The organism is Streptomyces sp. NPDC002467, from assembly GCF_042889825.1.
Taxonomy (GTDB): domain Bacteria; phylum Actinomycetota; class Actinomycetes; order Streptomycetales; family Streptomycetaceae; genus Streptomyces.
In genome coordinates this window covers 266,012-284,509 of the sequence record NZ_JBIARJ010000007.1, presented here as the reverse complement: position 1 = coordinate 284,509, position 18,498 = coordinate 266,012, and the positions used below count along the sequence as shown (strand labels likewise).

The following is an 18,498-nucleotide window of genomic DNA, read 5'->3' as shown; positions in this document are numbered from 1 at the left end:
TCGTGGGATCGTTAATGCGGAAGGGTCTTCGGGGTACGGCGCTTCAGGTGGGTCAGGTGGGTCAGGAGGGCAGGGCCGCGGCCAGCAGCTCCGCCAGCGCGGCGCAGTGCGGCGGGTCCACCAGGTCGTGGTGGTTGCCCGGGACCGCGGCCCGTACGACGGCGCCCGCGGTGCGCGGCCGCCAGCCCGCCGGGTCCACCAGCGGGGTCGCGAGCTCCGGGTGACGCTCGTCGACCGTGAAGAGGTGCAGGTCCACGGCGAGTACCGCGTCGGTGCGGTAGGCGGCGGAGGCCGCCCCGTTCGCCTCGGCGACCCGCAGCAGTCTGCGCAGGGCCTCCGTGGGGGAGGTACGGGGGAGCGTGCCCTCCTCGCGGCCCCGGCGCACCAGGACGTCGAGCAGCTCCTCCTCGTCCAGTTCGCGCGCCGAGCCGGCGTCGATCCCGGCGGCGATGCCGTACCGCAGCAGGTCCGGATCGCCCGCCCCGCCCGTCGCACCGGCTCGGCTCCCGGGAGCCGTGCCCGGCGCCGCCGCGTCGATCAGGCCGAGGAAGGCGACCTCCTCACCGGCGGCCTCCAGCCGGGCCGCCATCTCGTAGGCCACCGTCCCGCCGAACGACCAGCCGGACAGCAGGTACGGGCCGTGCGGCTGCTCCTCGCGGAGCGCGGCCAGGTAGCGCTCGGCCATCTCGGGCACCCGCTCCAGCGGGGTCTCGCCGGTGTTGTAGCCCACCGACTCCAGGCCCAGGATCCGCCGGTCGCCCCCGGGACGGGCGGACAGGTCCCGCACCAGGTCCCGGTAGCAGACGACGTCGCCGCCCCGCGGGTGGACGAGGACCAGCGGCGGCCGGGACGGGTCCCCGTCGGCCAGCGGGACCAGCAGCCTGGCGGCGGCCGCCCCCGCGTCCGGCAGCGCCTCGCAGAGCAGCTCCACGGTGCGCCGACGGAACACCAGGTTCAGCGGCAGTTCCACGCCGAACTCCCGGCGCACGGCCGCCATCAGGGCGAAGGCCTTGAGCGAATGTCCGCCGAGCGCGAAGAAGTCGTCGCGGACCCCGATCGGGGCCGTCCCCAGGGTCTGCTCCCACAGCCGCGCCATCCGCAGCTCCGTCGTGTCGCGCGGCGCGACCCGCCCCGCGCCGTCGCCGCGCGCCGCGTCCGCCGAAGGGGCGGGCAGCGCCTTGCGGTCGAGCTTGCCGTTCGGGGTGAGCGGGAGTCGCTCCAAGGCGGTCAGGACCGACGGGACCATGTACTCGGGGAGGTCCTGACGCAGGAAGTCGCCGAGCTCGCGCACGTCGCCCTCCTCGTCCCGCCAGGTCACGTAGCCGGCCAGGACGGCGTCCACCCCCGTGCCGTGGACGGCCACGGCCGCCGCCAGCACCCGCGGGTGGCGGGCGAGCGCGGACTCGATCTCGCCGAGCTCCATCCGGTGACCGCGCACCTTCACCTGGCCGTCGGCCCGGCCCCGGTACTCCAGCCTGCCGTCCGCGAGCCGGCGTACCAGGTCACCGGTGCGGTACAGCCGTTCGCCGGCCGCGTACGGGTCGGGCACGAACCGTTCCGCGGTCAGCGCCGGCCGCCCGTGGTAGCCGCGGGCCACGCCGTCGCCGCCGATGTACAGCTCGCCGAACACCCCGACCGGCACCGGTCGCAGGCCCGCGTCCAGCACGTGCAGCCGGGTGTTGGCGAGCGCCGAGCCGATCGGCACCGGCCCGTCGCCGACGGGACCGGACAGCCGGTGCGCCGTGGACCAGACGGTGGTCTCCGTCGGCCCGTACACGTTCCAGACGGTGCCCAGCGCCGTACGCATCCGCTCGGCCAGGGCCGACGGCAGCGCCTCGCCGCCGCACAGAGCCCGGACGTGGGGCGCCTGCCAGCCGGACTCCATCAGCTGGTGCCAGGTGGCCGGAGTGGCCTGGACGACCGTGACCGGTGCCGAGTCCAGCTCCTTCGCGAGGAGGGTGCCGTCCCGCGCGGTCTCCCGGTCGACGACCCGTAGGGTGGCTCCGCACACGAGCGGGACCAACAGCTCCAGCACGGCGATGTCGAAGGAGGCCGTGGTGACGGCCGCGACCGTGTCACCGGCCGTCAGCTCCAGCCTGCGCACCATGTCCCGGGTGAAGTTGGCCAGCGCCCGGTGCGGGACGGTGACCCCCTTCGGGCGTCCCGTCGAGCCCGAGGTGTACAGGGCGTACGCCAACTGCTCCGGCTCCAGTCGCACGGGTGCGAAGTCGGCCCGTGCGTTCCCGTCACCGGCCAGGGCGTCGAGGTCCACCACGGCGACCCCGTCCGGCGCCTGCGCGGTGCCGGACAGCCCCGACACCACCAGCACCCGGGCGCCGCTGTCCGCGAGCATGTAGCCGATCCGGTCGGCCGGATAGCCGGGGTCGACGGGCACGTACAGGCCGCCGGAGCGCAGGACGCCCAGCAGCGCGGCCGGGAGCAGCACGGAGCGCTCCGCGCAGACGGCCACCGCCGTGTCCGGACCCACCCCCAGCCGGGCGAGCTCACGGGCGAGGCGCCCCGAGACCTCCCACAGCCCGGCGTACGACAGGCTCCGTTCCCCGTCGTCCACGGCCACGGCCTGCGGAGTACGGGAGGCCTGCTCGCCGACGAGCGCGGGCAGCGGCCGGTCGGCGGCCGGCAGGGCGGACCCGCCGCCCGCACGCAGGATCCGGCGCTCCTCGGCCGGCCCCATCAGGGGCAGTGCGCCGAGCGGCGTCGCGGGATCGGCCACCGCGGCCGTGAGCAGTTCGGTCAGCGCCGAGGTCATGCGCTCGACGGTCGCCCGGTCGAAGAGGTCGGTCGCGAACACTGCCTCACCGCGCAGCGCGCCCTCCTCCTCCACGAAGTACAGCGAGAGGTCGAACTTCGAGGCCCCGCTGGCCAGCGAGAGCGGTTCGACGTCCAGCCCCGGAAGGGCGGGCGGCGCGGCGGCCTCCTCGTCGAGCACCAGCATCACCTGGAACAGCGGGTTGCGGCTCAGGTCGCGCTCCGGCCGCACCTCCTCCACCAGACGCTCGAACGGCACCTCCTGGTGGGCGTACGCCCCCAGGGCGGTCTCCCGGGCCCGGTCCAGCAGTTCGCCGAAGGCCGGGTCGCCGGACAGGTCGGTGCGCAGCACCAGGTTGTTGACGAAGAAGCCGATGAGCGGCTCCAGTTCGGTGCGGTCGCGGCCCGCGATGGGGGAGCCCACCGCCACGTCCTCGCTGCCCGACCAGCGGGCCAGCAGGGCCTGGAAGCCGGCCAGCAGCACCATGAACAGCGTGGCGTCGTGCCGGCGCCCCAGCTCGCGCAGCCCGTGCAGCAGCGGCTCGGGCAGGAGGAAGGGGAACTGCTCGCCGCGCCCGGACGGGGTGGCCGGCCGGGGCCGGTCGGTGGGGAGGTCCAGCGGGGCCAGCCCGGCGAGCCGCTCCCGCCAGTGCTCCAGGGTGCCGGCGAGCGCGTCACCGCCCAGCCGGTCGCGCTGCCACGACGCGAAATCGCGGTAGGAGACGGCGAGTTCCGGCAGCGACTCGGACCCTTCGACGGTGCGGGCCCGGTAGGCGGCGAAGAACTCCCGCCAGAACACCCCCACCGACCAGCCGTCGAAGGCGATGTGATGCGCGACGATCACCAGCAGGTGCTCCCGCGCCGCGATCCGCACCAGGCGGGCCCGCAGCGGGCCCGCGGCCGCCAGGTCGAAGGGCAGTGCGGCGTCGTGCGCCGCCAGCTCCCGCGCCCGCTCCCCGGCCGCCGTCGCGCCCAGCTCCGAAAGGTCGGTGAAGGACGGGGTGAACATCGAGGCCGGACCGGGTACGACGCGGGCCGCGAAGGCGCCCTCGCCGCCGTCCTTCCCGGATTCCCCGGACTCCTCGATTCGCGAGCGCAGCACTTCGTGGCGGGCGACGACGTCCGTCAGGGCCGCCAGGGCCGCGTCGGTGTCGAGCTCCCCCGTCAGCCGCACGGCACCGGGCATGTTGTAGTCGGGCCGGCCCGGCTGGAGCCGGTCCAGCAGCCACAGCCGCTGCTGTCCGAAGGACAGCGGGCCGGGCCCCTCGGGCAGCGCGGGGATCGCCGGTCCCTTCGCCCCCGCCGCGACCGGCGAGGCCAGCGCCCGGGCGAGGTCCTCGGCCACCGGGTGGCGGAAGAGCAGCTGCATCGGGATGTCCAGCTCCAGCAGGGCGCGCAGCCGGGAGATGACCCGGGTTGCGCGCAGGGAGTGTCCGCCGCGCTCGAAGAAGTGGTCGCGGACCCCGATCGGGCCCTCGCCGAGCACCTCCTCCCAGACCTCGACGACCGTCCGCTCCAGCGGCGTGCGCGGAGCGACGTGCGCCCGGTGCCCACCGGCCGAGCCGGCCTCCGGCGCGGGCAGCGCCCGGCGGTCGGTCTTCCCGTTCGGGGTCAGCGGCAGCGCGTCCAGCACCACCAGCGCGGAGGGCACCATCGCGGCCGGCAGGGCCGCGCGTACGAAGTCCAGCACGGCGGCCGGATCACCGCTCCCGTCCCGCCACACCACGTACGCGGCGAGCAGCCGGTCGGCGCCCTCGCCGTGTGCGGCGGCCACGGCCCGGGCCACGTCGGGGTGGCGCAGCAGGGCGGCCTCGACCTCGCCGAGTTCGATCCGGTGGCCGCGGACCTTGACCTGGTTGTCGCGCCGGCCGTGGAACTCCAGCACGCCGTCGGAGCGCAGCCGCGCCAGGTCACCGGTGCGGTACATGCGCGCGCCGGGCGGCCCGTACGGGTCCGGCGGATAGGCCTCGGCGGTGCGCGCCGGATCGCCCAGGTACCCGCGGGCCACCCCGCGCCCGGCGATGAACAGCTCACCGATCGCGCCCCGGGGCAGTGGTTCGAGGTGCTCGCCGAGCACGAGCACCCGGGCGCCGGGCAGCGGACGCCCGATGGGGATGCGGCCCGCCTCGATGTCGGCGTCCGTCACCACGTGGTACGTGGTGGTGTTGGTGCACTCCGTCGGACCGTACTGGTTGACCAGCCGCAGGCGGCCGGGCACGCCCAAGGTGTGGGCGGCGCGCGCCAGTCCGGGCGTCAGCGCCTCACCGGTGGTCATCACCAGCCGCAGCGCGGCCGCGGGTTCGGTGACGGCGGAGACCAGCGGCTCCAGCATCGACGGGACGATCGACAGCAGCGCCGTCACGCCCTCGGCGTGCAGCAGCCGGGCCAGTGCTTCCGGGTCCCCGGCCTCGTCCTGCGAGGCCAGCACGATCCGCCCGCCGGTGGTCAGCGGCGCGAACAGGTCGCGCACCGACGGGTCGAAGGTCAGGGCGGTGCGGGCGAGCACGGCGTCCTCGGAGCCGAGGCCGAAGGTGGAGGTCAACGCCTCCAGATAGCCGGTGATCGCGGCGTGGGTGACGGCCACGCCCTTGGGGCGGCCGGTGGATCCGGACGTGTACAGCAGGTAGGCGAGGTGCGCGGGGGAGGCGGGGGCGGCCGGCTCCGTCGGGGGCAGCGCGTCGACCAGCTGCCGCTCGGCGTCCAGGTCCAGGACCGTCAGGTCGCCGGTCAGGTCCGAGGGCAGCCCGTCCGGCAGGCCCGCCGTCAGCACCAGGTGGGCGCCGCTGTCGGCGAGGACCGTGCGGATCCGCTCGGCCGGATGGCCCGCGTCGAGGGGGACGTACGCGCCGCCGGCCTTCAGTACCGCGAGGACGCAGACCAGCATGCGCGGGTCGCGCCCGGCCAGTACGGCCACCCGGGTCTCGGGGCCGGTCCCGAGCTCCCGCAGGCGGTGGGCCAGCCGGTTGGCGGCCGCGTCGAGCTCGCCGTAGCCGGTGGTGCGGCCCTCACAGGTCACGGCCGGGGCGTCCGGCCGCAGCCGGGCCTGCTCCGCCACCAGGGAGTGCAGGGTCCGCGCCGCCGGCCGGTCCGTCCGCGGCGCGGACTCCTCTCCGAGCAGGGCGGCGTGCTCCTGCGGGGACAGCACGTCCAGCCGCGACAGCGGTGCGTCGGGGGTCTCGGCCGCACCGGCCAGCAGCCGCAGGTAGTGCGCGCCGAACCGCTCGACCGTGTCCCGGTCGAAGAGGTCCGTCGCGTAACTCACGGTGCCGGTCAGTCCGCCGGGGTGTTCGGTCATCGCGAGGCTGAGGTCGAACTTGGCCGTCCCGTTGGAGGTGTCCAGGCTCTCGACCTCCACCCCCTCCAGCGGCAGCGCGTCGAGCTGCTCGGGATGCAGCTGGAACAGGACGTCGAAGAGCGGGTTGCGGCTGAGGTCGCGCTCCGGCCTCAGTTCCTCCACCAGTCGGTCGAAGGGGACGTCCTGGTGCTCGTACGCGGCGAGCGCCGTCCGGCGCACCCGGCCCAGCAGTTCGCCGAACGCCGGGTCGCCGGACAGGTCGGTGCGCAGCACCAGGGTGTTGACGAAGAAGCCGACGAGGGGCTCCAGTTCGGTGCGGTCGCGGCCCGCGATGGGAGAGCCCACCGCGATGTCCGCCTGGCCCGTGTAGCGGGCCAGCAGCGCTTGGAACCCGGCGAGCAGCACCATGAACAGGGTGGCGCCGCGCTCCCGGGCCAGCGCGCCGAGCCGCTCGGCGAGCTCGGAGGGGACCTCGAAGACGAAGGCGTCGCCCGCTCCCGAGCGGACCTGGGGCCGCGGCCGGTCGGTGGGCAGGTCCAGGGCCGGGAGGCCGCTCAGGGCCGCCCGCCAGTGGGCGATGCCCGCGTCGGCGTCGCCGTCCGCCAGCCGGCGCTGCTGCCAGTGCGCGAAGTCGCCGTACTGAACCGGAAGTTCCGGGAGCGCGGAGCGCTCACCGCGGCGCAGCGCCGCGTAGGCCCCGGACAGTTCCCGCCACAGCACCGGCATCGACCAGCCGTCGCCGACGGTGTGGTGCAGGACCAGGACGAGGAGGTGCTCGTCGTCCGCGACCCGCACCACGCGGGCCCGCAGCAGGGGAGCGGATCCCAGGTCGAAGGGGGCGGCGGCGTCCGCGTGGGCGAGGCCCAGCGCCCGCGAGCGGGCCTCCTCGCGGGGCAGGTCCCCCAGGTCGGTGCGGACGGGGGCGAAGACCTCCGGAGCCTCCACGATCTGTACGGGGCCCCGCGGGCCCTCGGTGATCCGCGAGCGCAGCACCTCGTGCCGGGTCACCACCGCGCACAGCGCGGCGGCCAGGGCGTCGGCGTCGAGCGGGCCGCGCAGCCGGGTCGCGACGGGGATGTTGTAGTCGGGCCGGCCGGGCTGGAGCTGGTCCAGGAACCACAGCCGCTGCTGCGCGAACGACAGCGGGGCCGGCTCCCCGGCGGGCCGGGCGCCGATCGCGGTGACGGCGGCCGCGGCCGCGGCGGGACCGTCGCCGCGCAGGGCGTCCAGTGCCGACGCGAACCGCTCCAGCGTCGGGTGCTCGAACAGCAGCCGCAGCGGTACGCCGGTGCCCAGGCGGGCGCCGAGCCGCGAAACGGCGCGGGTGGCCCGCAGGGAGTGGCCGCCGAGGGCGAAGAAGTCGTCGTGGCGGCCGATCCGCCCGGTGCCCAGCACCTCGGCCCACACGGCCGCGGCGAGTTCCTCGGTCGCGGTCGCCGGCGCCGCGAACTCGGCCCGGCGCACACCCTCTTCGGGGGGCGCGGGCAGCGCGCGCCGGTCCAGCTTGCCGTTCGGGGTCACCGGCAGGGCCGCGAGCGGCACGATCGCCGAGGGCAGCATGTACGCGGGCAGCCGGGCGGCGAGGGCCCGGTGCAGCTCGGCAGGCTCGGCCGACCGCTCCTGCGAGGGCACCACGTAGGCGACGAGGCGCTGCTCGCCGGGGGTGTCCTCGCGGACCACCACCGCGGCGTGCCCGACCTGCGGGCAGCGGGTCAGCTCGGCTTCGACCTCGCCCGGCTCGATCCGGTGGCCGCGGATCTTGACCTGCTGGTCGCTGCGGCCGAGGTAGTCGACGGTGCCGTCGGGGCGCCGCCGGGCGAGGTCGCCCGTCCGGTACATCCGGGCGCCCGGGGCGCCGTACGGGTCCGGGGTGAACTGCCGCGCGGTCAGGCCGGGTCGGCCCAGGTAGCCGCGGGCCACGCCGGTGCCGCCGATGCACAGCTCGCCGACGGCGCCCTGCGGTACCGGGCGGCCGCGCTCGTCCAGGACGTACAGGCGGGTGTCGTCCAGGGCCGTGCCGATGGGGATCCGGCCGTCCACGACGGCGCCGGCGCGGGGGTCCAGCCGGTGGCCCGTGGCGAAGGTGGTGGTCTCGGTGGGACCGTACACGTTGACCAGGACGGTGTCCGGAGCCTGCGCCAGGGCCCGGGCGAAGGAGTGCGGGGAGGCGGCCTCGCCGCCCGTCCACACCTCCCGCACCCGCGTCAGGAGCTCCACGCACTCCTCGACCACCAGGTTGAACAGGGCGGCCGTGAGGAACATCGAGGTGATCCGGTGCTCCTCCACCAGCGCGGCCAGGGCCGCGGTGTCCACCCGGCCGGGCGGCGCCATGACCACCTGGCCGCCGGACAGCAGCGGCACCCACAGTTCGTACGTCGAGGCGTCGAACGACAGCGGGGAATGGGCCAGCACCCGCCGGTGCGCGGCGCCGAAGGCGGTGTCGCGGGCGAGCGCCGCGACGTTGGCGTGCGTGACGCCGATGCCCTTCGGCTCTCCCGTGGATCCGGAGGTGTACATCACGTACGCCAACTGGTCCGGTGCGCAGGGCGGGTACGGGACCGGTCCGGCCTGGACCGCGTCCGCCGGGGCGCTCACGTCGAGCACCGGCACGGGCGACGTGCGGACCGCCTCGTGGCCGGCCGTCGCCGGATCGGCGAGCAGCAGGCGGGCGCCGGTCCGCTCCAGCATCCAGTGCAGCCGGGCGACGGGGAAACCCTCGCCGAGCGGGACGTAGACCCCGCCGGCCTTCAGGACGGCCAGGATCGCCACCGGGAGCTGGACCGAGCGCTCCATGAGCAGGGCCACCGGGGTCTCGCGCCCCACCCCGGCGGCGGCCAGCCGGGCCGCCAGCCGGTCGGAACGGGAGTCGAGTTCGGCGAAGCTGAGGCGGTCCGTGCCGCAGACCACGGCGTCGGCGCCGGGGGCGCGCCGGACCTGCTCGGAGAACAGCTCCACCAGGCCGGCCGGGGCGAGGTCGCGGCGGACCGCGCCGTGGCCCTCGGCGGCGAGCCGGGCCGCGGTCGGGGCGGAGGGCAGCAGCTCGGCCACGGGGCGGTCGGGCTCCTCGGCGGCGGACGAGAGCAGCTCCAGGTAGTGGCCGAGGACGAGTTCGGCCGTGGCCCGGTCGAACAGGTCGGTGTCGAAGACGAGCGAGCCTGAGCAGGTTTCGGCGCCCTCGGAGACGAAGACGCTCAGGTCGAAGAGCGATCCGCCGAAGTCGGTCCGCACGGACTGCGCGTCCAGCCCCGGCAGTCGCAGCCCGGCCGTCTCGTCCGGGGCCGACGCGAACATCACCTGCACGAGCGGGTTGCGGTCGCCGACGCGCTCGGGGCTCAGGTGCTCCACCAGCCGGTCGAACGGCACCTCCTGGTGGTCGTACGCGTCCACCGTCGCCCGCCGGACCCGGCCGAGCAGTTCGCGGAACCCGGCATCGCCCGACAGGTCGGCGCGCAGCACCACGGTGTTGACGAAGAACCCGACGAGGGGCTCCAGTTCCACCCGGTCGCGCCCGGCCACCGGAGTGCCGACGGCGATGTCGGTGCGGCCGGCGTAGCGGGCCAGGGCCGCCTGGAAGCCGGCCAGCAGGGTCATGAAGAGGGTGGCGCCGGAGCTCTCGGCGATCCCGCGCAGCCGTGCGGTGAGCGGCGCGTCGAGGGTGAAGTCCAGGCTCGCGCCGTCACCGCTGCGGCGGGTGGGCCGGGGCCGGTCGGCGGGCAGTTCGAGGGGTTCCAGTCCGGCGAGGCACTCCTCCCACCAGCGCAGCTGCCCGTTCATCGCACCGCTCGCGAACCGGTCGCGCTGGGTACGGGCGTACGCCTGGTAGTCGAGTGCGAGCGGTGCCCGGGCGAGGGGCCGCTCCGCGAGCAGGGCTGCGTAGCCCTCGGAGAACTCCTGCCAGAGCAGGCCCATGGACCAGCCGTCCGTGGCGATGTGGTGGACCACCAGCACCAGCAGGTGGTCCTCCGCGCCCAGCCGGATCAGCAGGGCGCGCAGCAGCGGTCCCGTCGCGAGGTCGAAGGGTCTGCGGACCTCCTCCCGGGCCAGGGCGTGGGCCCGCTCCTCCAGTTCGGCGAGGGGAGCGCCGCCCAGGTCCAGCACCGGCAGCGGGACGGCCTCCGGCGCGGGCAGGACCACCGGGTGCGGGGCGCCGTCGCGCTCCTCGAAGACGGTGCGCAGCGGTGCGTGGCGGGCCACGACGGCCGTCAGGCTCCGGCGCAGCAGGTCCGGGCGGACGGGGCCGCGCAGCCGTACGACCTCGGGGATCGCGTAGCCGGGGGTGCCGTCCATCATCCGGTCCACCAGCCACATCCGCTCCTGGGCGAACGAGGCGACGGGCTCGGCGCCCGGACCGCCGGGGCCGGCGGTGGGGGTGGGGGCCGTCGTGGCGGCCGCGCCGGCCGCCGAGTCGTCCAGCGCGGCGCGCACCCGGCGGCGCAGCAGTTCCCGGGCGGCGGCCAGGCGGCTGTCCGTGCCGGTGGCCGGCAGGCTCTCCTGGGTGGTCACGAGGTCTCTCCCTGAAGTACGAGTGAAGGAACGGCGTCGGCGGTGTCCGCGGCGAACGGGGCCGTTTCGGCCTCCAGTTCGGCCAGCAGCACCGTCTCGACGGCGATGGCGAGCGTGGCGACGGTCCGCTGTTCGAAGAGGGTGTGCAGGGGTAGGTCCAGGCCGAGGGACTGGCGCAGTCGGGCCGCCACCCGGGTGGCGCTCAGCGAGTGCCCCCCGAGGGCGAAGAAGTCGTCGTGGCGGCCGATCCGCGGCGCGTCCAGTACGGAGGCCCACACCATGGCGACCAGTTCCTCGGTCTCGCCGGCGGGCGGCTCGTACCCGGTGGCGGCCGCCGCGGCGGGCGCCGGCAGCGCCCGGCGGTCGAGCTTGCCGTTCGCCGTGACGGGCAGCCCGTCCACGACCACCAGCACCGGAACCATGTACTCCGGGAGGGAGCGGGCCAGTTCGGCGCGCATCGGCTCGGGCTCCAGTACCGGAGCCGGGTCGGCCCCGGCCTCCGGGACGACGTACCCGACGAGCCTGCGGTCGCCCGGGACGTCCTCGCGGACCACGACCGCGGCCCGCCCGACACCGGGGAGGCGCCCCAGCGCCGTTTCGATCTCGCCGAGTTCGATCCGGAAGCCGTGGATCTTCACCTGGTCGTCGGTGCGGCCCAGGTATTCCACCGAGCCGTCGGCCCGGTGGCGCGCCAGGTCGCCGGTGCGGTACATGCGCGAGCCCGGCGGGCCGAACGGGTCCAGCGGGAACCGCTCCGCGGTGAGCGCCGGGCGGCGCAGGTACCCGCGGGCGAGGCCCGCGCCCGCCAGGAACAGCTCGCCCGCGACGCCCACCGGGACGGGGCGCCCCCGCGGGTCGAGCACGTACAGCGAGGTGTTCCAGATCGGCCGGCCGATCGGCACGGGCCCGGCGTCCTCGCGGCGGCAGTCCCAGTGCGTGACGTCCACGGCCGCCTCGGTGGGTCCGTACAGGTTGTGCAGGGGCACGTCGAGCACGTCGAGGAAGCGGTTCTTCAGCTCCTCCGGCAGCGCCTCGCCACTGCACACGACCCGGCGCAGCGACCGGCAGCCGCCCGCCTTCGGGTCCTCGACGAACGCGGCCAGCATGGACGGGACGAAGTGGACGGTGGTGACCGCCTCCTCCTGGATCACCCGGCTGAGGTAGGCGGGGTCCTTGTGCCCGCCGGGCTCGGCGACCACCAGGGCCGCGCCGGTGATCAGCGGCCAGAAGAACTCCCACACCGAGACGTCGAAGCCGAACGGGGTCTTCTGGAGCACCCGGTCGTCGGCGCCCAGCCGGTAGCGGTCCTGCATCCACAGCAGCCGGTTCACGATGGCCGAGTGCTCCACGACGACGGCCTTGGGCCGCCCCGTCGACCCGGACGTGTAGATCACGTACGAGGGGTGCGCGGGCAGGGGGGCCTGCCGCACCGCACCGGTGGCGCTCCCGTCGGGCACGGCCCCCGGATCCAGCCGGGGCAGGTCCGCCGCGGCCGGCAGCGCCGCCGCCACCTCGTCGTCGGCGAGCAGCAGGACGGGCTCGGCGTCGGACAGCAGGTACGCGATCCGGTCCGCAGGCAGCGAGGGGTCCACCGGAAGGTAGGCCGCCCCCGACTTCAGCACGGCCAGCAGCGAGACGACCATCTCGGTGGAGCGGTGCAGGGCGACCGCGACGATCCGCTCCGGACCGGCGCCCCGGGCGCACAGCTCGCCGGCCAGCAGTTCGGCGCGGGCGTCGAGTTCGGCGTACGAGAGGCGCTCGCCGCGGAAGACGGTCGCCGGGGCGCCGGGGGTCCGGGCCACCTGCCGTTCGAACAGTTCCACCAGCGTGGTGTCGGGGACGGGCACGGCCGTGCCGTTCCATTCCCGGATCAGCCGGTGCTGCTCCGCGGAGAGCAGGTCCACCTCCCCGACCGGGGTGGAGGGGGCGTCGGCGACGGCCGTCAGCAGCCGCTCCAGCGCCTCGCCCAGGCTGCGCGCCGTCCGTGCGTCCAGCACGTCCGTGCGGTGGTCGAGGTGGAGCCGCAGCCGCTCCCCGGGCAGCACGATGAGGTTGACGGTGTAGTGGGTGGCGTCCGAGCCCTCCACCCCGGTCAGTCGCGGTCCGCCGGCCAGGTCCCGCATCGACTCAAGGTCGAGCGGATAGTTCTCGACGACGACCGTCGTGTCGAAGAGGGCGCCCAGCCCGGCCGCCCGCTGGATGCCGGCGAGCCCGACGTGCTGGTGGTCCATCAGCTCCGCCTGCTCGTCCTGGAACCGGGCGAGCGCCGCCAGCAGCGGCTCGTCCTCGCGGATCCGGAACCGCACGGGCAGGGTGTTGATCAGCAGGCCGACCATCTCCTCGATGCCCGCCACGTCCGCGGTCCGTCCCGAGACCGTTCCGCCGAACACCACGTCGTCCCGCCCGGTCACCCGGCCCAGCAGCATCGCCCAGACGCCCTGGATCACGCTGTTGAGGGTCACGCCCGCGGTACGGGCCCGCGCGGTGAGCCGGGCCGTGAGCTCGGCCGACAGCTCCACCGGGAACCGCTCGGGCAGCGCGTCGATCCGGTTCGGATCGGCCGCGCCCAGCAGCGTCGGCTCCTCCAGCCCGGCCAGCGCGGTGCTCCACGCGGTCTCGGCGGCGCCGTCGTCCTGGCGGGCGAGCCAGTCCAGGTGCGAGCGGTACGGGACCCCTTCGCCGACCGGACCGGACGCGCCCGGGCCGCCGGGGCCGCCGCATTCCGCGTATCCGGTGAGGAGTTCGCGCAGCAGGACCGCCGAGGACCAGCCGTCCCAGACGATGTGGTGGTTCGTCATCATCAGCCGGTGCTCGGCCGCGCCGAACCGGACCAGGGTGAAGCGCACCAGCGGAGGCCGCTCCAGGTCGAAGCGGCGGGCCCGGTCGGCCGCGAGCAGCCGCTGCCACTCCTGCTCCCGGTCCGCGGCGCCGAGTCCGCCCAGGTCCACGGCCTCCCACGGCACCTCGACGGACTCGACGACGATCTGCGCCGGCCCGTCCAGACCCTGGTCGGTGAAGGCGGAGCGCAGCGCGGTGTGGCGGCGCAGCAGCCGGTCGCAGGACGCCCGCAGGACGTCCTCGTCCAGGGCGCCGTCCAGGGTGAGGACGATCTGGCCGGTGTAGGCGTCCATCGCGCCCGTGTCGAAGGCGGAGTGGAAGAAGAGCCCCTCCTGGAGCGGCGAGAGAGGCAGCACGTCGCAGAGCCCGGCGTAGCGCGCGGCCAGGGCGTCCGTCTCCGGCTGCGTCAGCCGGACCAGCGGCAGGTCACGGGGAGTGAGGCGGCGAGGCCGGGGGGCGCCCGTCCAGCCGGCCAACAGGCGCAGGGCATCCTCCCAGGCCGACACCAGGGCGTCCGCCTCGGCCTCGGTCAACAGCTCCGCGGGATGGGTGACGACCGCGGTGAAGGCGGGTCCGTCGGAGCCGTCCACGGCCATGGCGTCGATCTGCAGGGCGTGCTCGACGGGCATCGCCGGATCCACCTCGGCCCGCAGGCCGCCGGCCTCGGGGGCGGGGCTCCAGGATGCCCCGTCCCCGCCGGAGAACCGGCCCAGGTAGTTGAACAGGACCCGGGGGCGCGGAAGTCCGGACAGTTCCGCGGCGCTGCGCGGATCGAGCCGGCTCAGCAGGCCGAAGCCCGTGCCGTGGTCCGGTACGGAGGCGACCGTCGTGTGGATCCGCGCGACCAGCTCGGCGAGGGCGTCGCCGCCCCGGGCCGCCGCGTCCAGGTCGAGGCCGTCCACGTCGAACCGGACCGGGTACTGGGTGGTGAACCAGCCCACGGTGCGCGCCAGGTCGTGCCGGCCGGTGCGGTCGACGCGGCCGTGGCCCTCCAGGTCGACCAGCAGCGAGCCCGGGGCGGTGCCGGGGGAGCGCAGGCGGTGGGCCGCGAGGACCAGTCCCGCGAGGAGCACCTCGGCCGGGCCGGTGCGCAGCGCGCCGGGCACGCCGACCAGCAGCGGGCCGGTGACCTCGGCGGGCAGGTCGAGCGTCAGCGTGCGCGTGGCGCCGGCGGTGTCCCGCGCCGGGTCGGGGATCCGCTGCCAGGGCTCGCGCGTCCCCGGGGCGTCCCCGGGGGTGTCCAGCGTCGCGCGCCAGAAGGGGAGCTCGGCCTGCACGTCCGCGGAACCCGCCTGGAGTTCGAGATGGTGGGCCCACGCGCGGAACGAGACCTCCCCGTCCGCGGCCGGAAGCGGACGCCCGGCGACGGCGGCCTCCCAGGCCGTGGCCAGGTCGGCCGTCAGGATCCGCCAGGACACCCCGTCCACCGCCAGGTGGTGCACGCACAGCAGCAGCCGGTCCGGCGCCGCCCCACCGGTGTCGAAGCGCACGGCCCGGAGCATCGCCGAGGTCGCGGGGTCCAGTTGTCCGGCCGCCTCCCGGGCCGCCTCCGCCATGATCGCGACGCGGGCGGATTCGTCCGACCCGGCCACGTCGACGGTGCGGTACAGCCGGGACACGTCGACCGAACCGGGCTCGCCGACCGTGCACAGCCGGCCCTCCGGGCCGACGGTCACGCCGAGGCGCAGCGCCCCGTGCCGGTCCACGACCGACTGCAGGACCCGTACGAGCGTCGCGTCGTCCGCGCCCTCGGGCAGGGTCAGCACCATGGACTGGCTGAACCGGCCGATGGGACCCGGCCCGTCGAGGAGCCAGCGCATGACCGGTGTCGCGGGGAGCGGACCGTGCTCGGGAACCATCGGACCGGCGGCCTGGGAGGAACCATGGCCCGGCTCGCCGACGGCCGCGGCGAGGGCGGCCGGGGTCTTGTGCGCGAACACCTCGCGCAGGGTGAAGGAGAAGCCCCGAGCCCGCGCCCGGCTGGTCAGGCCGAGGGCGGTGATGCTGTCGCCGCCGAGCTCGAAGAAGTTGTCGTCCGGGGTCGCGGTGACGCCGAGGGCCTCGGAGAACAGGGCCGCGAGGGTCTGCTCGGTGGCGCCGTACACCCGCTCGGGGTGCTCCGGACGGGCCGCGACCTCGGGTACGCGCAGCTTCGCGCGGTCGACCTTGCCGCCCGGGGTGAGGGGCAGCCGGTCCACCGCCACGAAGGTGCGGGGCACCATGTAGCCCGGCAGGACCCGGCCCAACTCCGCTGCCAGCGCATCCGGTTCGGGCACCGGGCCGCCGCCGGCCGGCGGGGCCACGAAGGCGACGAGCCGGCGGGCTCCGCCCGCGGGGGCGTGCACGACGACCGCGGCCTGCCCCACCGAGGGCTGCCGGCCGAGCACCGCCTCGATCTCACCCAGTTCGATCCGGTGGCCGTTGATCTTGACCTGGCGGTCCACCCGCCCCACGAACTCCAGTTCGCCCCGCGCCGTCCAGCGCACGAGGTCCCCCGTCCGGTACATCCGCGCACCGGGCACACCGGAGAACGGGTCCGGCACGAAACGGTCCGCGGTCATGGCCGCGCGCCCCGCGTACCCCTGGGCGAGACCCGCCCCGGCCACGCAGAGCTCGCCGGTCGCTCCCGGCGGCAGCAGCCGCAGCCCCCGGTCGACCACGTACGCACGGTGGTTGACCATCGGGCGCCCGATCGGCGGGATCCGGCCGTGCGAGGGCGGAACCACGCGGTGCATGGTCACGGACACGGCCGCCTCGGTCGGCCCGTACGCGTTCCAGACCTCGCGGCCGTCCGTCGCCCAGCGGTCCACGGCGTCCCCGGACGGGGCCTCACCGCCCGTGGACAGGAACCGCAGCGCCGGTAGTCCCGCCGGGTCCAGCAGCGGCAGGAGCGCCGGCGGCAGGTCGGCGACCGTCACCGCGTGCTCGGCGAGCAACGCCTGGAGCCGGTCGACGTCGACCCGCTCGGCGTCGGTGGCGAGGACCAGGGTGGAACCGCTCAGCAGAGAACCGAACACGTCCAGGACCGACACGTCGAACGACAGCGAGGCGAACCCGAGGAACCGTTCCGTACGCCCGGTCGCGGATGCTCCGGTGTCGCCCGCGCCGCACAGCGCGAGGTGGCCGCGCACGAAGTCGACGGCCGCCGCGTGCGGGACGACGACGCCCTTCGGCTCGCCCGTACTGCCCGATGTGTACAGCAGGTACGCGGCGGACGCGGCCGGCACCGGTACGGACCTCCGGCCGGAGCGGGACCCGTCGGTCGGCGCGCTCGCGTCGACCACGCCCGGCAGGTCGTGCGGCAGCCGGTCGCGGCTGCCCGGCCCGGCGACGACCGTGCGCAGCCCGGCGTCGCGCACGATGTACGCGATGCGCTCGGGCGGCAGGCCGGGGTCGAGCGGTACGTAGCAGCCGCCCGCCTTCAGGACGCCGAGCAGGGCAGCGACCATCGACGGGGAGCGCTCCACGCAGACGCCGACCGGGGTGCCCGGTTCGACGGCCGTCCGCAGCCGGTCCGCGATGTCCTCGGCCCAGGCGTCGAGCTCCCGGTAGGTGACCTCCTGGCCGGCGCAGATCACGGCGGCCCGCTCGGGGGTGCGCGCCGCCACCTCCTCGAAGAGCGCGTGCAGCGACGCGCCCCCGGCCACGGGGTCGACGCCGCCCTCGGCGAAGGCGGCGAGCCGCTCCTCGTCCTCGGTGGTCAGGAAGGGCAGCGAGCCGACCGGAGCCTCGTCCTCGGCCGAGGCGAGGGCGACCAGGAAGCGGGTGAAGCGCACCCGCAGCGCGTCCAGTTCGACCCGATCGAGGTCGGCGGCGTCGCCCTCGGCCTGCACGGTCAGCGGGCTGTCGCCGCCGCGGTCGTAGACGTTGAGGGAGACGTGCTCCACCGGGCCGACCGAGAGGTTGTGCGCGGTTGCGGGAGCACCGGCGAAGGACAGCTCGTAGTCGAAGGACATGAGGTTGACGGCGGCGTCCCACAACCGGGGTCCGGTCCCGGTGAACTCCTCGATGCGGTACCGCTGGTGGCGCAGGGCCTCCTTGATGCCGGCCGAGGTGCCGCGCAGCAGATCGCCGACCGTCGTGTCCGCGGTGACCGTCAGCCGCAGCGGCAGCACCTTGGAGAACATGCCGGGTGTCCGGCGGGCGTCCGGGGTGGTGCGGCCGGTGACCGGCAGACCCAGGACCACGTCCTCGGTGCCGCCCGCGCGGTGCAGGTGGGCGGCGGCCGCGGCCATCACCAGCGCCGACCAGCGCGTGCCGTGCCGGCGTGCCGCCTCGCGCAGGGTCCGCGCGTCATCGGGGTCGAGGTCGCCGCTCACCCGCACCGTCGTACCCGAGGCGGGGGCCGGGACGCTGCCGGTGAAGGAGACGGGCTCGGGGGCGCCGTCCAGTCGTCCCCGCCAGAACTCCCGGTCTTCCGCCGACCGTTCGGAGCGGGCGTACTCCTCCTCCCCGGCCACGATCCGCTCCCACGGCGTGCTCTCGACGGCCGGTACGGGCTCGCCCGCGACCAGCGCCGAGTACACCTCGGCGGTCCGCCGGGCGAGGATCGAGCCGGTGACCCCGTCCGCGACGAGGTGGTGGTAGCCCTGCATCCAGCGGTACGTCGCCGGACCGGTCCGCACCAGGAGGTGCCGGCACACGTCCCCGGTCGCCAGGTCCGTCGGCCGGGCCAGCTCGGCGCGCATCAGCCGCTCGGACTCGGCGTCCGGGTCCGGGCGGTCGCTGACGTCGACCGTCTCCATCCGCAGCGGCGGCGGCCCGGCGGGTATCTGGCGCACCACTCCGTCCACCTCGGCGAAGCGGACGCACAGCGTCTCGGTTCCGGCCACCGTCGTGCGCACCGCCTCGGCGAGCAGCTCCGGATCCACCGCCCCGCGGATCTCCAGGTACTCGGCGATGGTGTAGTCGAGGCGGGTGGGGTCGAGCTGCTGTGCGAACCAGACGCCGTTCTGCGGCGGGGTCAGGGGCAGCGGCCCGCGGTCGTGAGTGGGCATGCGGTGGTCAGTCTCCTCAGTCGGATCGGTCGATCAACGACGACGTGAGGCCACTGTCCGCGACGGCCGGACGGTCCCGAAAGTCCCACTAATACG

Annotated in this window: 2 protein-coding genes; both read right to left on the bottom strand. The window is 75.5% G+C overall.

Annotated features, from left to right (window positions below; translation table 11 throughout):
- Positions 1–61 precede the first annotated feature (61 nt).
- Positions 62–10,567: an amino acid adenylation domain-containing protein gene (locus ACFYYJ_RS17565; protein WP_389133351.1), complete on the bottom strand. Its 10,506-nt coding sequence runs from the start codon at positions 10,565–10,567 to the stop codon at positions 62–64.
- Complete coding sequence (locus tag ACFYYJ_RS17560) at positions 10,564–18,402, bottom strand: amino acid adenylation domain-containing protein (RefSeq protein ID WP_389133349.1); 7,839 nt, start codon at positions 18,400–18,402, stop codon at positions 10,564–10,566. Before ACFYYJ_RS17560 ends, ACFYYJ_RS17565 begins: the two co-directional genes overlap by 4 nt.
- Between the last annotated feature and the right edge of the window lie 96 nt (positions 18,403–18,498).